This window comes from Ignavibacteriales bacterium (assembly GCA_026390575.1).
Classification (GTDB): Bacteria; Bacteroidota; Ignavibacteria; order UBA10030; family UBA10030; genus Fen-1298.
Genome location: JAPLFR010000002.1, coordinates 18,407 through 35,473 on the forward strand (window position 1 = coordinate 18,407; position 17,067 = coordinate 35,473).

A 17,067-nucleotide genomic window follows, 5' to 3' on the forward strand; every position below is an offset into this window, starting at 1 on the left:
GTTTGGTGTTTATATTCTTTACAATGTAAGAATATAGAGATCAACAAAATGAACGCAGTGATACTGCCAATCTCTATAAATACATTAGAGCAAAAGTGAAGAACGACTCATGACAAAACGAATTTTATGTATTGAAGATGACGCTGGAATGCGGAAGGTGGTCCGACTATTGCTCGAAATGTCTGGATATGAAATGGAAGAAGCCACAGATGGAAAAGAGGGAGTGGATTTAGCATTGAGGATTCTGCCAGATCTCATTGTGTGTGATATCCGAATGCCGGGTATGGATGGATTTGAAACCCTGGAAGAATTGCACCGGCATGAATCGACTGCACACATTCCATTCGTTTTTTTGACAGGTGAAGACCCGCGCACTCATCTTCGAAAAGGGATGAATCTCGGTGCCAGCGATTTTATCCTCAAGCCGATTGATGCGGATGATTTCATTCATGCAGTGCAAGTGCGTTTGGACGAAGCCGATGAGAGGAAAAACGAATCGCAGCGCGCAATTGATGAATTGAGTGAAAGTATTACACGGGCACTGCCGCACGAACTGCGGACACCAATGACAGGGATATTAGGCTTAGCCGAACTTCTAAAATCGCAGGCAGAAGAAATGGCGCCTGAAGAAATTAAGGGCCTTGCACAGTCATTGTTTGATTCGGCTGTGCGGATGAATCAAACGCTGGAAAAATTTTGGATCCACACACAATGCCTGTTCCTCCAGAATGATCAAGCGAAGATTTCTGCATCTCGCCAAATGGGTTCTCAAGAAGCACATCAGATCCTTACGCGTGTTGCAGAAGAGCTTGCGTCTTCTTTTAACCGGTCCACCGACCTCGCCTTGAACCTCTCTCCCATCTCTATTGCAATTTCTGAACAATATTTAAAACAATTACTGCAGCAAGTGATGGACAATGCATTTAAATTTTCTACTGTCGGCACGCAAGTGATAATTTCGACTGCTCGCGAAAACGAAATGGGCATAATAACAATAAAAGACAATGGACGCGGAATGTCCGAAGAGCAAATCAAGAAGATTCATATGTTCATGCAATTCGATCGGGAACGGCATGAACAGCAAGGTCTGGGATTGGGATTGATGATTGCAAAACGTTTGACAGAAATTCACGGCGGCAATATTTTCGTAAACAGCATACAAGGGCAGGGAACGACTATTTCTCTTTCCCTGCCACTGCTCCCGATGAAATAGTTGTACTATTGGCGTTGGCGATACCTTGTCATCTGCACTCCGATGATAACCTGCATAGATTGTCCGAGGAAAAGATGCCAGTTGTTTCTATTCGATGCTATGCTGAGTTGAGCGATTTTCTTCCGCCGAATCAGAGGTTCATGACTTTCCCTCTGTCTCTTCCGTCAAATGCAGTTTTAAAAGATCTCCTAAACAAAATCGGAATCCCTTCCGACGTCATTGACTTAGCCCTTATCAATAACAAACCAGTCGGCCTAACGTACCACCTGGAGGAAAACGATCGGGTCGCCTTTTATCCGGTATTTGAGAATTTCGACATCTCCTCCGTAACAAAAGTACGGGACCATCCTCTCCGTCAGCCGAAGTTTATCCTTGATGTGCATCTGGGAAAGCTCGCCCATCACCTACGGATGTTCGGTTTCGACACGCTCTATCAAAACAATTGGACGAAGGAATCCCTCATTACAATTTCAAAAAACGAAAATCGGATACTCTTAAGCAGAAGCAAGTCGTTATTGGATATCGAATCACTCACCCATGCTTATCTGATAAAGAACATAGATCCACACTTTCAAATTGTTGAAGTACTTGAGTGGTTTGATCTTTACAATTTGGCATCTCCATTGACTCGTTGTATCAAATGTAATTCAAAGCTTCAGCTTGTAGAGAAAGAAGCGATACTTTCACGAATTCCACTCAGGGTAAAGGATTGGTGCAACGAGTATCAGCGGTGCTCATCGTGCGACCGAATATACTGGAAAGGATCACACTATCAACACATGAATGCATGTGTGCAGGAAATCTTCTCTGGGCGGTCTCATCCCGATTATCCAAATAAAAATAATTGAGAACTGGAATTAAGGTTCACTGAAATGCAGAACAGGAAGATTTCATGTTCCTAAAATATGATCGGAATACCAATCCAATCTACGTTACAATTGACTTTTTCAATACATTCAGGATTAGGGCAGTTCTTCTGAGGACTTTGAAGAGGAGGAACGCGTTAATACCTTCTGAACAATCGATTTCATCTCACTCATCTCTCTTGCATCAATCACCTTCAGGAGTACCAATGCAGCTCCAAATGCAATCACCAGTACAAGCTTCACTACTATACTCATAGGATCAAGCGGCTGTAAATGCAGTACACGATATAGTATAAACATGCATGCTGCTGACCCAGCAATCGTCAACACTTTATTCCATTCGTACTCTACTCGATAGAATCGCTGAGATGCAAAATACATTCCCGTCGCCATGACGATATAACTGAACAACGTTGAAAGCGCTGCACCAAGAATCCCTATTTTAGGAATGAGAAATAAGTTTGCACCAACATTCAACAATGCACCAGCGCCGGTAATAAACGGAAGATATTTTGTTTTCTTTTCAAGATACACACCGACGACAAACACAACGTACGCTCCGGTGAAGACATACGCCAGCAGTACCCAGGGAACGATCTCAACTCCTTGCCAGTAAATCGGCGGAAAGAATTGTTTTCCAAAGAATTTCATCCGGACAATGTCTTCAATGAATAACGAAATAGTAAGGAAAACGGACATAGCACCAAGTACAAAATAGGTGAACACTTTTGCAAAGAGCGGTTTTGCGTCGGCATCTTTGGCGTGATTGAGGAAAAAGGGCCGCCAAGCATAATCAAACATTCCGACAATGAGCATCATAAAAATGCCAAGTCGGTAATTGAGCTGGTAGATTCCGAGCGTTGCATCGTTGGTCAATGCTTTAACGATTGGACGATCGATCACTTGCATCGCAATACCTGCAAGTCCGGCAGGAATATACGGAAGACCAAATTGAAGAATCTCTTTATATAATCCGACGGGAAATTTGAAAGTTAACCGTCGAAGCACCATGCCAATCATTGCAAGAAAGGTGAGTCCGGATGCTAAGAGGTTTGCGAGAAATACTCCTTCAGCATGCATACCGAGACCAAGTATCAATCCGAGATTGAGAAGAAGATTCGCTGTGATGTTGAAAATTTTTAATGCTGCAAATCGCTTCGCCTTCTGCTCCATTCGCAGAGAAGCGAACGGAATGATCGTCAGCGCATCTAAGCAAAGAATCCATCCTGCATATTGTATAAAGTAATGTTGTGATGAATCAACACCTAAGAATGACGCCAGCGCAGGTGAATTGAAATGGATTGCCAGCGCAAGTAAAACTGATGTTGCTAACAGAGAGAGAAACGGAACACTGAAGTTTTGTTTCTTATCGCCAAGTTCCAGAGATGACACAAAGCGCATATATGCCGGCTCCATGCCATAACAAAAAATGACGTAAGCAAAAGCAATGTACGCATAGATATTAGAGATGACGCCGTTTTCGGCCGGCAGGAGAACGTTGGCATAAAACGGGACAATAAGAAAGTTTAATAATCGCCCGACAACGGTGCTCAAACCGTAGATGGCAGTCTCTTTTCCAAGGCGGAGAATTTTATCCAGCATGCATTAGCAGTCAGTAATCAGTATTCAGTTCTCAATCTTCATCATCATAGCATTGCATCTTGGTACGTTCGACGTACTACGTATTACTTCCGTCGTCAAGTATCTGCAATCGCATTCTGTAATCAGGTATCAATCTTGTCCTAAGGAGTTCACAGGTGTCATCAGTGCCTTCTCCATAATTTGCATGAAATATAACGGCGGCCGTGTTGGTTTCCCTGTGGCGACATCTAAAAAGCTATGAATCGTGTACCCTTCCGCAAGCAGTTCTTCCTCATGATTTCGGAATACTTGATAGTGTATTTTCAGTGTCGCTTTAGGTAATTCTGGAACGATCGCTTCAATAGAAAGCAGATCGTCATAGCGGGCTGGTTTTCGATATTTTGCAAATGCTTCAATGACGGGGAGAAGAATACCACGGGTTTCAAGCTCTGAGTAAGGTAATCCGAGTGAACGGATCAATGCAGCGCGTCCTACTTCAAAATATTCAAAATATTTTCCGTGATAGACAACTTTCATTTGATCCGTATCCGCATATCGAACACGGATTTCTGTGATGTGCTTTATCATTAACAGATTTAATGATCTGGTGATTTAGTGATTAGTAATTGATAACTTTTTTCTACCATCTGTCATCTGCAATCTGCTCTCTGTTATTTACTTTGGACTTTTTACTTGATACTTTTTTATTTCTCTTTCCACGCGCCCATCTTCGAAAACTTTTCGACACGAAGATGAACGAGACGATCCGGTTTTATCTTTTGCAGCGCTTTCAGCTCCTCCAGAAGCGTCTCTTTCAGCGTCTGCGCCATCAGTTTTGGATTGCGGTGCGCACCGCCTTTTGGTTCTGGAATGATCCGATCAATGATTCCTTGTTCTAATAAATCAGGCGCGGTGAGCTTCAGTGCTTCAGCCGCTTGTTCTTTATATTCCCAACTCCGCCAGAGGATGCTTGAACAGGATTCCGGTGAAATAACAGAATACCAGGAATTTTCAAACATCAGCACACGATCACCAACGCCAATGCCGAGCGCGCCCCCTGAAGCTCCTTCACCGATAACAACGATAATAATCGGTACGGGAAGATGCGACATCTCGAACATATTGCGTGCAATCGCTTCACCCTGACCACGCTCTTCCGCACCTATTCCCGGATATGCTCCCGGTGTATCAAGCAGAGTGATGATAGGTCTGCCAAATTTAGCTGCAAGCTGCATCAAACGAAGCGCTTTGCGGTATCCTTCCGGATTAGGCATACCAAAATTTCGGTATATGTTAGAGCGTGTGTCTCTTCCTTTTTGATGTCCGACAATAAGTACTGTTTCTGTGTCGATCTTGCAAAAACCAGCAACAATCGCTTTATCATCACCAAATCGACGATCGCCATGCAATTCTATAAAGTCTTCCGTCATGAGTTGGATGTAATCCAACGTATATGGCCGATCCGGATGCCGGGCAAGCTGGACTCTCTGCCACCGTGTCAAATTGCTATAAACGTTCATACGAAGCTGATCCACTTTTTGTTCGAGTGTAGCGATTTCGTCGGCAATATCGAGATTGTCTGCGTAATTGCGCATCTCCATAATTTTTTGTTCAAGCTCAAGAATTGGACGTTCAAAATCCAGTATAACTTTTGCCATAGGGAAAATCTCCTTGTCACGCTTTTATATTCCTTGCGTATTTTTTCGCATCGCACGATATTGCAGCCATGTCTTGATAAGAATTTCAAGATCAAGCAGAACGCTCTGGTTCCGCGCATAATAAAGATCGTATTGAGTACGTTCGTCGTCTGATAATGTTCGGTCTTGCTGCAGTTGCACCAAACCGCTGAGGCCCGGCTTGCCAAGAAAGAGCAAATCTTCAGTCTCCTTTGGTTTTCGCGATTCATTCATGGGTGTACCAACAAGACTCATGGTTCCATTGAACACACGCGGCAATCCCGCAAGAAATCCGTTTTGTTTCTTTTGCTTCATCGTTGATGATAATCGAAAAATAGGATAAACAGATATCAAGAACAATCCGGAAAGTACGATATCGAACATTCGTTTTGTAAACAGATGGGACGGCTTGTCGATATTATATGCAATTTGCACCAATGGCAAATCGTCGAGACTATCCACACTTGCCTTCCCAACAATGACTTCCATGGTCGTTGGAACAAGATGAAAGTTCACGACCTGTTCACGGCTCCTGCTGATCACCGAAAGAATTTGTGCATAACTGAGTGCCGTCGGTGAAAATATCACGTCGTTGATTTTCTGCTCTTTCACTATCTTTCCAACGTTGTCGATACTGCCAACGACCGGGACGCCATTCAATATCTTACCGATTTGCTCGTGTGTGGTTCCGACAAATCCTACAATTTCGTATCCCTCACCAATTCTTGCCCGCAATTTTTGTTGCAATCCAACAGCGTCTTTATCCGTGCCCACGATGAGCGTTCGTTTGCCAAACAGCGTTCCTCTGCCATGTGCAGACGTTTTTCTGACGAGTCGAAATACAAATCGCCATCCCGGAATAAGAGCCATTGAGAGAATCCCGGAAATAGCGACAATCATTCTGCTGAAGGCATAGTTCTTAAAAAAAGCTGTCAGTGCTGAGATGAAAACATAAGCGAGAAAAATAGCGCCGAGGGATCGAGAGATGGACATGCGCCGCTGTGTATATACTCCCGCCACGTACAAACAACCGATCACAATGATCGCTGGAATAGTAAAGACGATTGAATAGGCGTACGCCGGATATCTGAAGAGTTCTCCTCTCCATATGTATTCTGCTATAAGAAGACTTACGGTCATTGCGATAAAATCGAAAACAGCGATTTTCAAGGGCTTCAATGCTGACGTGATGAATGCAGCGAATGAAACTACGCCGATGGAGACACGCAAAACAATTTTAAAGAGTCTTGAAGATTGGAAATGTTTTTCGACGAAAAGATGCATTGCTTTATAAAATGTATGGATCTCATCTAAGCTGCTTCGCCGCGTGCTCTCGCCTTTGTAATGAATAATCTGTGTGGAGTGGACATAGTATATTCGCCAGCCGGTTTGACGAATGCGGTAGCACCAATCAAGATCCTCGCCATACATGAAATAACTCTCATCCAAACCTCCAACGTGCTCGTATGTTTCTTTTCGCACCATCATAAACGAGCCGCTGACAGCATCAACCGGATAAGTTTCTTCCGTTTGTAAATAGGTAAGATTATATTTCCCAAATAACTTGGTCTTCGGAAAGAGCTTGCTGAGTCCGAATATTTTTGTGAATGCAACCCACGGCGTCGGAAACCCGCGGCGGCACGCCGGTTGAAAACTGCCGTCAGGATTTAAAATCTTGCATCCGGCAAGTCCGGCTTCCGGATGACTCTGGAGAAACTCAACCATCACACGGATAGTGTCTTCCTGCACAATTGTATCAGGATTAATGAGGAGCAGGAATTTGCCACGTGCCTTCTTGAGTGCAACATTGTTTGCTTTGGCAAATCCAAGATTGACACTATTGGCAATAAGTCGAATGTGCGGAAATCGCCGCCGCACCATCTCTGCACTGCCATCATCGGAAGCATTATCGACGACGAAAATCTCTGATCGAAATCCCTTCAATGCTTTCTGAATGGAACCGAGCGATTGATGCAGAAAATCGCGAACGTTGTAGTTGACAATGATGACTGAAACATCGAGCAATGCTTGTCTACGCGCGCTAGCCATACGCTTAGCGGTTCTCTTTTGAAAACAAAGTTCTGAACTTCAACTTCCACACCATCCATGCCGCTTCATAGACAATATGTTTCGACATTTTTGAGACACCTTCGCGCCTGTCGGTAAAGACGATAGGCACCTCGCACACGCGGAAACCATGTTTCCATGCGAGATAATTCGTTTCAATTTGGAAGCTGTACCCGTTCGATTTGATGGAGTCAAGGTCGAAACTTTCCAGCACAGCACGGCGGTAACATTTGAATCCCGCTGTTGCATCTTTCACGGGCAGGCCGGTGATAATCCGCGTGTAAAGATTTGCAGAATAACTGAGAATCAATCGCCGCAACGGCCAATTCACGACGTTCACGCCATGGATATACCGCGACCCTATGACCAGATCACAGTCCTCGGCTTTTGCGAGAAGTTTTATTAACATCGCGGGATCATGTGAGAAATCGGCATCCATTTCAAACACAAAATCGAATTCATGCGCTAGTGCATATTTGAATCCCGCCACGTATGCAGTACCCAATCCTAGTTTGCTTGCGCGTTCAATGAGATGAATACGCACATTCGTCCTCTGCATTTCTTTTACTAACTTCGCTGTCCCATCCGGCGAGTTATCATCAACAATCAGCACGTTGAATCCTTCATCCTGTGCGAGCACCTCAGGGATGATCTTGGATACATTGTCCGCTTCATTATAGGTTGGGATGATAATAAGAGAATGTTTCATAAAATGACCAGATTATTTCTTCATTGATTCTAAAATTGATTGAACGATAAATTTCTGCTGATCTTCGTCAAGTTCTGTATGCATCGGTAACGAAAGAACTTCGTCCGTCGCATTCTCGGTTATCGGAAATGCGCCTTTGGGTTTCCCTGCCGCTTTATACGCTTCCTGCATATGCAAAGATATTGGATAGTAAATACCATACGGAATTTTTTTCTCACTCAGAGATTGTGCAACACGATCTCGATTTTTAATTCGAATTGTGTATTGATGGAAGACATGCCTGCCGTATGGCGCTTCAAACGGGATCTCGACATCGGACCCAACAAACAATCGATTGTAGACGAGAGCCGCCTTACGTCGTGAGTCAATCCACTGATCTAAATAGCGAAGTTTCACACGCAGCATCGCGGCTTGCAATGCATCCAATCTGCTGTTCACACCAATAATTTCATGTTTATAGCGTACGCGCGATCCGTGTACAACAATCATCCGCAGCTTCTCTGCTAAAACCGCATCATTTGTTACGACCATACCGGCATCACCAAACGCACCGAGATTTTTGCTAGGGAAGAAACTGAGGCAGCCCATCGCGCCAATGCCGCCAACTTTTTTACCCTTATAGTCAGCGCCAATTGCCTGACACATATCTTCTATCATGGGAATATTGTATTGACGTGCAATTGTTACCAGCGGATCCATATCCACGGTTTGCCCGTACAAATGCACCGGAATAATCGCTTTCGTCTTTTTTGTGACCACTGCCCCTATCTTTGATGGATCAAGATTAAAAGTCTTCGGATCTATATCGACATAAATCGGCTTGGCACCAAGTAACATAATTGTTTCAATAGTAGCAGCGAATGTGAATGGCGTCGTGATCACTTCATCCCCCTGCCCAATTCCCAGTGCCATCATCGATACCATGAGTGCATCGGTGCCGGAAGCACATCCAATTCCATGATTCACATGCAGGTACTGCGCAATTTCATTTTCAAACTCCAATACTTCTTTACCGAGAATATATTGTCCCGATTCAATCACTTTGATTGCAGCTTCGTCTATTTCTTTCTTTATCTTCTTGTACTGACCGACAACATCAACCATATGAATTGGTTTCATTCAGATTTCTTTCAAGCTAATTCTGTAAATTTTATCTGCCTTTTTACTTATACCTTTGAACTTTTTTACTATTTTAAGCGTGCCCTTTTCCTGTAATCATCACATAAATAGTGTTAAAAAGAATTTTCAAATCCAAGCGCCAAGAAATATTTTCAATATAGAATAAATCGTATTTAATCTTTGCGCGCACATCCTCCATATTTTCGTCATATTTATGTTTCACTTGCGCCCAACCTGTAATGCCAGGCCGCACACGATGACGGTGGTTGTAGAGCGGAATTTCTTTCGTTAATTTATCCACGAAAAATGGACGCTCAGGCCGTGGCCCTACTAAACTCATATCTCCCGTAAATACATTGAAAAACTGGGGAACTTCATCAAGATGCGTTTTCCGAAGAATGCGTCCGGCAGTCGTCACGCGCGGATCGTTCTTTCCAGCCCAGATTGGTCCAGACTTTTTTTCTGCATCCAAGCGCATCGAGCGAAACTTCAATATCTTAAAATGAGTACTATTCTTTCCAACACGCACCTGGCGATAGAGTACAGGACCTCGAGAATCAAGTTTTATGAAACACGCGATAAGAATCCAGAGTGGAAGTCCGGCAAGCAGTACTGTAAAAGAAAAAAGAATATCGAGTGCGCGTTTTGCTGTTTCTTCCCACGGCTTCATCAACTGTGGTCGCACTTCCATAAGCGGCAAACCATAGAGAGAACTGATGCGTGCCTGCCCGCTGACAATATCGTATAAATCCGGCATTATTTTCATGCCTACGTCAACAGAATCACATTGACGCAATATATCGCTCAGTTGTTTTCGTTCGGAGGGATCAAGCCCAATCAGTACTTCACTGATTACGTGCTTCTTGATAAGCACAGATAATTCCTTCATCGTTCCCACAATTGAGATGCCTTTGTAAGTGTTCCCTTTCGTGCGAAGATCAGGTGCACTCTTTGCTCCTACTTTCACAAATCCAATTACTTTATATCCCAAAGCCGGATATTTCAGCACCATATCACACAACTCAAAAGCTTTATCTGACCATCCGACAATAATTGTGTTGCGCAGTCCGACTCCGGCTAAGAGTAATCTCCGTTGAACAAATCGTCTCGTTATTCTACCGATGACAACTAAGACCATCAGAACAAACCAATATCCAAAAATCACAAGCCGGTAATGTACAATAGTATCACTGGATTTATCATCAAGAAAAATTAAAGAGAACAATATCAGTGTACCAATAATAGTTACTCTGACTATCGTGAGAATCTCATCGATGCGGGATTGCTCATACCATGAATGATAAAGGCCAAAGATACTAAACCAGATAAGCCAGTACACACAAACGAACGCCATGGGCAATAGAAAATCCGGTTCAATGCTGTAAGGAATCCATCCGCTTCGCACACGAAAATAATAATATGCGAAATATGCAAGATTGATGGTGAGAACATCAATTAACAACGTAGTGATTTGTTCACGCCGGGAGTTCATGAAATCGTTGTCGTGTGATGCGTCAAAATGTCTAAAATCTTTTCCGATGCATGACCATCGCCGTATGGATTTTTAACAAGATCATGCTTAATGTTTCCTTCAACGGTGCGCTGGATTGCACCAAGGATTTTTGCAACATCCGTACCGACAAGCTCGGACATTCCAAGATTGACGCTTTCCATCCGTTCCGTAACTTCACGCATGACAATGCAATGTTTCCCAAATGATGGGGCTTCTTCCTGAATACCTCCGGAATCCGTAAGCACAAATTCGCAATGCTTCATCAGCGTAAGCAATTCAAGATACGGAATTGGTGCAATGAGTTTTACATTTGGTATATCTCCTAATAATTCATGCACAGGACCTTTTACGTTCGGATTGAGATGCACAGGATAGATAAAATAGAACTGAGGATATCGAATTGCGCATTCGCGGATTGCTGTACAAATGTTTTGAAATCCACCGCCGAAACTCTCGCGTCTATGAGCAGTGATAAGTGCAAACGGCTTTTTTATATCAGGGGATATTGTTTCGAGCTTATTCAGATCATGCTTTTCTTGTATCAACCTCAGCGCATCTACAACAGTATTGCCAATGACATATAACGTCGAATCCTTTGCTCCTTCTCGTTCTAAGTTAAGACGCGAATCCTCAGTTGGACATAAATTATACATCGATACAACACTAATAAGCCGCCTGTTGCATTCTTCAGGGTATGGTGCGTCCATGTTAAATGTTCGCAGGCCGGCTTCAATGTGAGCAACTTGCACTTTCATATTAAATGCACAGATCGCGGTCATTGCCGCGGTGGTGGTATCTCCCTGTACCATGACGATATCCGGTTTCACCTTCTCAATGACCGGCGGGAGTTTGGCAAACACAGATTCGCAAATCATATTCAGTGTTTGGTTGGGACGCATTATCTGAAGATCATCGTCTGGTTGAACTCCAAATATGGACAATGCTTCCATCGCCATAGTCTTATGCTGACCTGTAAGGCAATAAACGACCTTTATATCTTTTCGCTTTCTAGCTTCTATGACAACTGGGATAGTCTTAATAATTTCAGGGCGAGTACCGGCAACAATAAGGAGAGTTTTCAATAATTCTTTCTCTTTAATCTTTCTGGGAGTCTCAATAGTATTAGTATTAATAGGAGTCACCTTCTTTTAGAAAATAAGAAATTCTTTCAAGGAATTCATCTTTTTAGGAAGATTTCACGAGGTGGAAAAGATTTACTGATGCGCAGCGTATGTTTTTATTAAAAAGGTTTGCTATTCATCAAGCAAGGTGCGTGAGCTAAATAAATGCGCTTTCATTATCTTGAAGAAATCATTTGGGAGAATAACAGATCCATCCGCATTCAGGAGGAAGAATCATCGGTTCTGAAGGTTTCACTCCCACACCCTGAGTAAGAACTCCTCCAAGAATTATATTATAATTATACCATCCATGGGGGAAAAGTCCTCTGATTATCCAATTACCAGCACTATCGGGGCTTCTATTAATATAAACTACTACGCCATGATCATACTCAATTCTCACTCGTCCCATAAAATCCTTAGAATGTATATCAGCAAATTCGTTCGGGTGATCGGCAATGTATTGTGAGGCTGTTTTCGCTATTCCGATCGAATCATAGTACATAATGCTAACCGGTTTTGCATCTGTAAGAAGTTTTTGCATCGGTAGCACGTGTCGATATTCCAGAATAATTTGTTTCAGAGAATGATCCTGCCAATCGGATGCACTTTTTGTAACTAATCCTCCATGCCCATAAGCGAGTTCTGTCGCAATAAAAGGCAACAACTGTTTCTCAGAGAACGATGTATCCAACAAACTCCCATAGAAATCGTAAATGTGGCCAGCTCCATGATAAGAAGATTTCGATCTGAGTTTGTTGAGATGAAAATCTATGAACAGCGGAGCATGATATCCATTATAATAATTGTCATAGTAGGATTTGTTGCGGGACTGAGATTGTCCAGGTGGATTAGGAACCGCAGTATATATCCTAGCTTCAAAATCATCGAAGTATCCAGCATAAAGGAAGTGATTTCCACCTTCACCTTGAGTCGGTCCATTGTTTGTCTGTTTTCTTAATATGTCGGGAATCCTTCGGTAGTTGCGCAATGTATAGAGGAACTTGCCAGAATTTTCTCCAAGACTCTTGTCAAAATCGACATAGCTCTTGCTTTCATCTCCCATTAACGGTCCAGAAGGAGATGTTGAGCTTGTGACGTCGAGGTAACTCCAATCCGCACCATAGTTATGATAAATTGCAGCGGAGACCCGCGTTCCAATATCAAGAATACGAGATGGCTTGATAGCATATGCGAATTCACTGTTACAGTTTGGCCCAAACGCCATCGCAAATTTATTATTGGGGAGTTTCGAAACACACGTACTGTCCACCTGGATCAAAATCTCGGCTCCTGTCCGATATTTGAAATACATATCGACATAATTTTGATGAAGAGCAAATGTGAATCCGTGTTGATGCGCTTTATCTCGAATGTTTTTCATTACTTCATTGCCGCCGCCGCCCCAGCTCTGCCACTCCAGATGAGGGCAAGCATCATTCCCTCCAATGTAATCGTTTGCCGGAAGCACATTCGGATTTCCTGCGTCGTCCCCCGACCACCACCAGTCTTTTATGAGGAGAGCAATATTGGTGATCCCGAGCTTTCCCAAACTATCCAGATAACAAGAGAGTGAATTGTCACCAAGCCATGGTTTTAAGATCCATGGGAAAGGCGGTTGAAAACTAACAACAATCTTGTCTTGCATTTTATCTTTGTGCGGTGCTATTGGTCCTACGACATTAGGCATAACCTCATTTACGTCCTGAGACGTCGTGAGATATATTCTTTCCTGTATCCGATGACGTGTTCCATCAGTATTCGGGAAGTAATCGACTCTTTGTGCATAAGCACTATCAGTTAATGATTTTGTGAGTGGATACATCCTTGAACAATTAGTTCTTTCCCAATCGAAAAACATTGATGTGAAGCTCGATGAATTTTTCTCATAGAGTAAATTTGTTAATGTCAGGTATGGAACAGGAACCACAAATACGCTATTTTCAGAACTCTTTGCATATCCCAAAGTAATACCGGATCCCATCGGATCATTATCGTCGGTACCGACAATATCAATTATCAAAGTTCTTCCTTTGATATGAAATTTCATCCAATAACTATAGAGGGAATTTCGTTGATTGTATATCGTCCATAAAAAGGCAACACTATCTTTATCAATAATCCGATTTTTCAGTAGATATGTGAGTTCGTTATTCAGTGGAGTTAGAATTTCTTGATGATCAGAGACGAGAACTCCACCACACTTTGCTGGATGGAAATAACTCTGTCCATTTGCAGATGCTGAGAGCCCGTCAAATGTTCCCCGTTGATTTTCATATTTGTACAACGGAATATCTTCAAACCAGAATGTAACTGAACTGCTATCAGTTGAAAAGTCAATTCTGTTTGTGCCAAGAACCTGCGTGGGCTGTGGTGTAGTTTGGGAAAAAGAGATTCCAGTATACATTATTGAAAAGATTAAAGCCAACAAGCGATAATTGCAATTTAAGGTTTTCATACACATTTCCTTTATTGCTGTGATAAGCCCTTGATTGTAAACACGCACTATCGCAGCAGTAGTAATTTCTTTGTTTGTATAAAACTACCCGATTGCAATTTGTACAAATATACTCCGCTTGCCAATCCTCGACCATCGAATGTCTTTTCGTAACTTCCCGGTCTCATCTCCTCATTTACCAATGTTGCCACTTCTCTACCGAGAAGATCGAAGACTTTCAGTGATACAAAACTTGTCAAAGGAACATCAAAACTTATAATTGTCCCTGGATTGAATGGATTGGGATAGTTCTGGCTTAAAGAATATTGAGTAATTACTGACTTCTCTCCGTAACCTGAAATACTTATGCCATAAGGCCCTATCTGGAAATTTCCAATCTTAAACCGATAGATAGCAATAATTGAATGATTACCATGAGATTGCGGATTAAATCGAATTGTGTCAAATATTGTCGAATTAGATGCTATAGTTCCAATTGGCATCAAAGCAAATCTGTACGAAAGATCAGGAACAGAAAAATCTCTAATAATTTCCAAGTCTATATTATTCAGATTCGTTATAGTTAGTATTGTATCATGGTATTCACCGATACGTACTTTTCCAAAATTAATGTTTGTGGCACTGATTACAACCTGCGGAGAGACACACAGACCAGAAATAATAACTTTATACGGCCCGGTTTGGGTAACTCCGTCATCAAACATATATCTTATTGACATAGCATGATTACCCAAAGTTTTAGGTGCAAAATGAATAGTATCAAAGATACTTGCATTTGGTCCGACCGTACCAATTGGCCCGGTCGGCACTATAAACGATGAATCAAAATTTAAAAACTCTCTTGTAATATTTTGAGGAACACCTGTTAAATTAGAAATTGGTATAATATTATCCGCATATTCACCGATAGCCTTGCTTCCAAAATCAATCGTAGATTCACCAGACATAGTAATAGGCATGCCAATTCCACTAAGCCAAACCGTATCAATTGCAGGTATTATATCATTAGGTTCTGTTGACCGGGATGAATAAATAATATAGCCAGTATGCATACCTGCCGTTCGCGGAATAAATTGAATTTCGTCAGTATAAGTATGGTTGTGATAATCAGCACTGATTGGATTTGGTATATCATTCGGTGTTTTGAATGCGGGATTTGAAGGTTGCCCCCTTTGAACAATCACATCAGCCATGACAGCTACTATATACAAAACACCTCCTCCAAGCCCATTGACGTCAGCAGTGAATGATAATGAGTGAGAACCAAAAATTATTGCTCCTCCACAAATTGGTGCGCTAAAATGAATAACATCAGGTGATGATTTTGAATTGGAATAGATTGAAAAATTAGTGTTTTGATAACGATCCCTAGCCGTAAGTTCCAACCCTATTTTGCAGAATGCAGTATCCCCGGAATTCACGAATCTACGATCAAAATCCCAAGTCAATAGTGGATACGCCAGCCACTCGGACGAAATAGGCGCATTAACTGAATCCACAACGAGTGGTATATTACCAGTGTTAATAATAGATATTGTGGTATCAAGATGTCTTCGCGAGAAGAAAACCTGACCGAAATTGATCTGTTTATTTGTTTTCAAAATAGCTTCCATACGTCCTTGTATTGTAATATCAATTGTGTCAGGAGAGGTAACTGACGAACTGGTTATGATAATTTTTGATAATGATGTTCCATTCGGAGGAGAAGTATGCTTGATTGATAATACAGCATCACTCATTGGGCCCATAACCAAGAATGAAGGAGTGATCTTTAACGATGGATTAGTACTTATAATGCTATATATACGAACGAGTTCTGTGCCGTTACACGTTAAAGTGATTGTTGTATCCGTTGGAATACCAGTAAGTGCACTGAATGTAATATACCTTGGGAATTTAAGATGAGGGCCTATATAGGAAGGTGAGAATGATATTAAATTATTGCTCCACCACCCTCCTTGAATTCCGTAGTAGGAGATCCTACCTGTAGATTGTATGACACCTATATCTTTACGAAAATAAATATCACGTTGAGTAGAAGTCATTGCTCCAATATATTTGCTGAATATAAAATCCTTTGTTGTATCACCATGTAAATATCGAGAGAATATCGAAGAATCGTTGTAACTATAAACATAATATTTCCAAAAAGGGAATACACTATGAATATAATATTCATTACCCCAATCAGAAGTTAATAGATAAATTTCATGTTGACCTCTATTCATTTCCACTATTTGAAAATAACTTGTATCGTTCATAGAAATAGGTGGATAGTTCGTATAATTGAAGTACCAATAACGGGTATAATTTCTCGTCTGCCTAAATTTCCAACTCGTCGAATCTAACGAAGTGATAGAAGAAATAATTTGGTACTCGGTAGTTCCTGTATCAGTTGTAGATGTGTGGCCCATAGAATACGAATAATTATTAAAACTATAAGTCCATTTATTACCAAATCTCAGTGGAAAAACATCTGCAAGAGAATCTTGTTGCGCAAAGGAATTATTGATAAAAACCAAAGAGAATAATAAACAGAATTTTATAGTAATGGTTTTCATGGATTGCTTACATCTCGTGAAAGGTTTTGTAAATATCTCAGTAGCTGCAAATCCCTTCACATTGCATACGTACATGCATAATTCAGTCAGGAAATAATTCCTTTTTGAATTATACGTGCGCCCAGTTACTTTGTTTACAACGACAGCGACATGATATCATTGGTGGAGCTATTTTACCAAATT

Annotated in this window: 12 protein-coding genes; 2 read left to right on the forward strand and 10 right to left on the reverse strand. The window is 41.7% G+C overall.

Annotated features, from left to right (window positions below; genetic code table 11):
* The first annotated feature begins 109 nt into the window (after positions 1 to 109).
* On the forward strand, positions 110 to 1,213 hold the full coding sequence (locus NTX44_02180) for a hybrid sensor histidine kinase/response regulator (protein MCX6120412.1): 1,104 nt from the start codon (positions 110 to 112) through the stop codon (positions 1,211 to 1,213).
* 74 nt (positions 1,214 to 1,287) lie between these two features.
* Positions 1,288 to 2,061: a twitching motility protein PilT gene (locus tag NTX44_02185; protein MCX6120413.1), complete on the forward strand. Its 774-nt coding sequence runs from the start codon at positions 1,288 to 1,290 to the stop codon at positions 2,059 to 2,061.
* Positions 2,062 to 2,175: 114 nt separating this feature from the next.
* On the opposite strand, the gene NTX44_02190 is transcribed toward NTX44_02185, so the two are convergent.
* The 10 genes from NTX44_02190 to NTX44_02235 form a co-directional block, all read right to left on the reverse strand.
* Positions 2,176 to 3,681 carry a polysaccharide biosynthesis C-terminal domain-containing protein gene (locus NTX44_02190; protein ID MCX6120414.1) on the reverse strand — a complete coding sequence of 502 codons (1,506 nt, stop codon included), beginning with the start codon at positions 3,679 to 3,681 and terminating at the stop codon, positions 2,176 to 2,178.
* A gap of 129 nt (positions 3,682 to 3,810) precedes the next feature.
* Positions 3,811 to 4,248: a thioesterase family protein gene (locus NTX44_02195; GenBank protein ID MCX6120415.1), complete on the reverse strand. Its 438-nt coding sequence runs from the start codon at positions 4,246 to 4,248 to the stop codon at positions 3,811 to 3,813.
* Between the two features lie 116 nt (positions 4,249 to 4,364).
* Positions 4,365 to 5,318, reverse strand: coding sequence for an acetyl-CoA carboxylase carboxyltransferase subunit alpha (locus NTX44_02200; protein MCX6120416.1), 954 nt, complete (start codon positions 5,316 to 5,318; stop codon positions 4,365 to 4,367).
* A gap of 24 nt (positions 5,319 to 5,342) precedes the next feature.
* Positions 5,343 to 7,385, reverse strand: a complete 2,043-nt coding sequence (locus tag NTX44_02205) for a glycosyltransferase (GenBank protein ID MCX6120417.1) — start codon at positions 7,383 to 7,385, stop codon at positions 5,343 to 5,345.
* A gap of 4 nt (positions 7,386 to 7,389) precedes the next feature.
* Entirely contained in the window at positions 7,390 to 8,112 is a 723-nt protein-coding gene (locus NTX44_02210) for a polyprenol monophosphomannose synthase (GenBank protein ID MCX6120418.1), read from the reverse strand.
* Between the two features lie 12 nt (positions 8,113 to 8,124).
* Positions 8,125 to 9,231, reverse strand: a complete 1,107-nt coding sequence (locus NTX44_02215) for a DegT/DnrJ/EryC1/StrS family aminotransferase (GenBank protein ID MCX6120419.1) — start codon at positions 9,229 to 9,231, stop codon at positions 8,125 to 8,127.
* Between the two features lie 73 nt (positions 9,232 to 9,304).
* Positions 9,305 to 10,723, reverse strand: a complete 1,419-nt coding sequence (locus tag NTX44_02220; GenBank protein ID MCX6120420.1) for a sugar transferase — start codon at positions 10,721 to 10,723, stop codon at positions 9,305 to 9,307.
* A complete protein-coding gene (gene wecB, locus NTX44_02225; GenBank protein MCX6120421.1) occupies positions 10,720 to 11,826 on the reverse strand; it encodes a UDP-N-acetylglucosamine 2-epimerase (non-hydrolyzing) in 1,107 nt (368 codons plus the stop codon). The genes NTX44_02220 and wecB overlap by 4 nt, the downstream gene beginning before the upstream one ends.
* 229 nt (positions 11,827 to 12,055) lie before the next feature.
* Complete coding sequence (locus tag NTX44_02230) at positions 12,056 to 14,323, reverse strand: hypothetical protein (protein ID MCX6120422.1); 2,268 nt, start codon at positions 14,321 to 14,323, stop codon at positions 12,056 to 12,058.
* Between the two features lie 47 nt (positions 14,324 to 14,370).
* Entirely contained in the window at positions 14,371 to 16,884 is a 2,514-nt protein-coding gene (locus NTX44_02235; protein MCX6120423.1) for a choice-of-anchor D domain-containing protein, read from the reverse strand.
* Positions 16,885 to 17,067: the final 183 nt, after the last annotated feature.

Bases quoted from the DNA above. Each gene is read 5' to 3' on its own strand.
- NTX44_02205 (MCX6120417.1), bottom strand. From the start codon at position 7,385: ATGGCTAGCGCGCGTAGACAAGCATTGCTCGATGTTTCAGTCATCATT.
- NTX44_02210 (MCX6120418.1), bottom strand. From the start codon at position 8,112: ATGAAACATTCTCTTATTATCATCCCAACCTATAATGAAGCGGACAAT.
- NTX44_02230 (MCX6120422.1), bottom strand. From the start codon at position 14,323: ATGAAAACCTTAAATTGCAATTATCGCTTGTTGGCTTTAATCTTTTCA.
- NTX44_02185 (MCX6120413.1), top strand. From the start codon at position 1,288: ATGCCAGTTGTTTCTATTCGATGCTATGCTGAGTTGAGCGATTTTCTT.
- NTX44_02215 (MCX6120419.1), bottom strand. From the start codon at position 9,231: ATGAAACCAATTCATATGGTTGATGTTGTCGGTCAGTACAAGAAGATA.
- NTX44_02220 (MCX6120420.1), bottom strand. From the start codon at position 10,723: ATGAACTCCCGGCGTGAACAAATCACTACGTTGTTAATTGATGTTCTC.
- NTX44_02190 (MCX6120414.1), bottom strand. From the start codon at position 3,681: ATGCTGGATAAAATTCTCCGCCTTGGAAAAGAGACTGCCATCTACGGT.
- NTX44_02235 (MCX6120423.1), bottom strand. From the start codon at position 16,884: ATGAAAACCATTACTATAAAATTCTGTTTATTATTCTCTTTGGTTTTT.
- NTX44_02180 (MCX6120412.1), top strand. From the start codon at position 110: ATGACAAAACGAATTTTATGTATTGAAGATGACGCTGGAATGCGGAAG.
- NTX44_02200 (MCX6120416.1), bottom strand. From the start codon at position 5,318: ATGGCAAAAGTTATACTGGATTTTGAACGTCCAATTCTTGAGCTTGAA.
- NTX44_02195 (MCX6120415.1), bottom strand. From the start codon at position 4,248: ATGATAAAGCACATCACAGAAATCCGTGTTCGATATGCGGATACGGAT.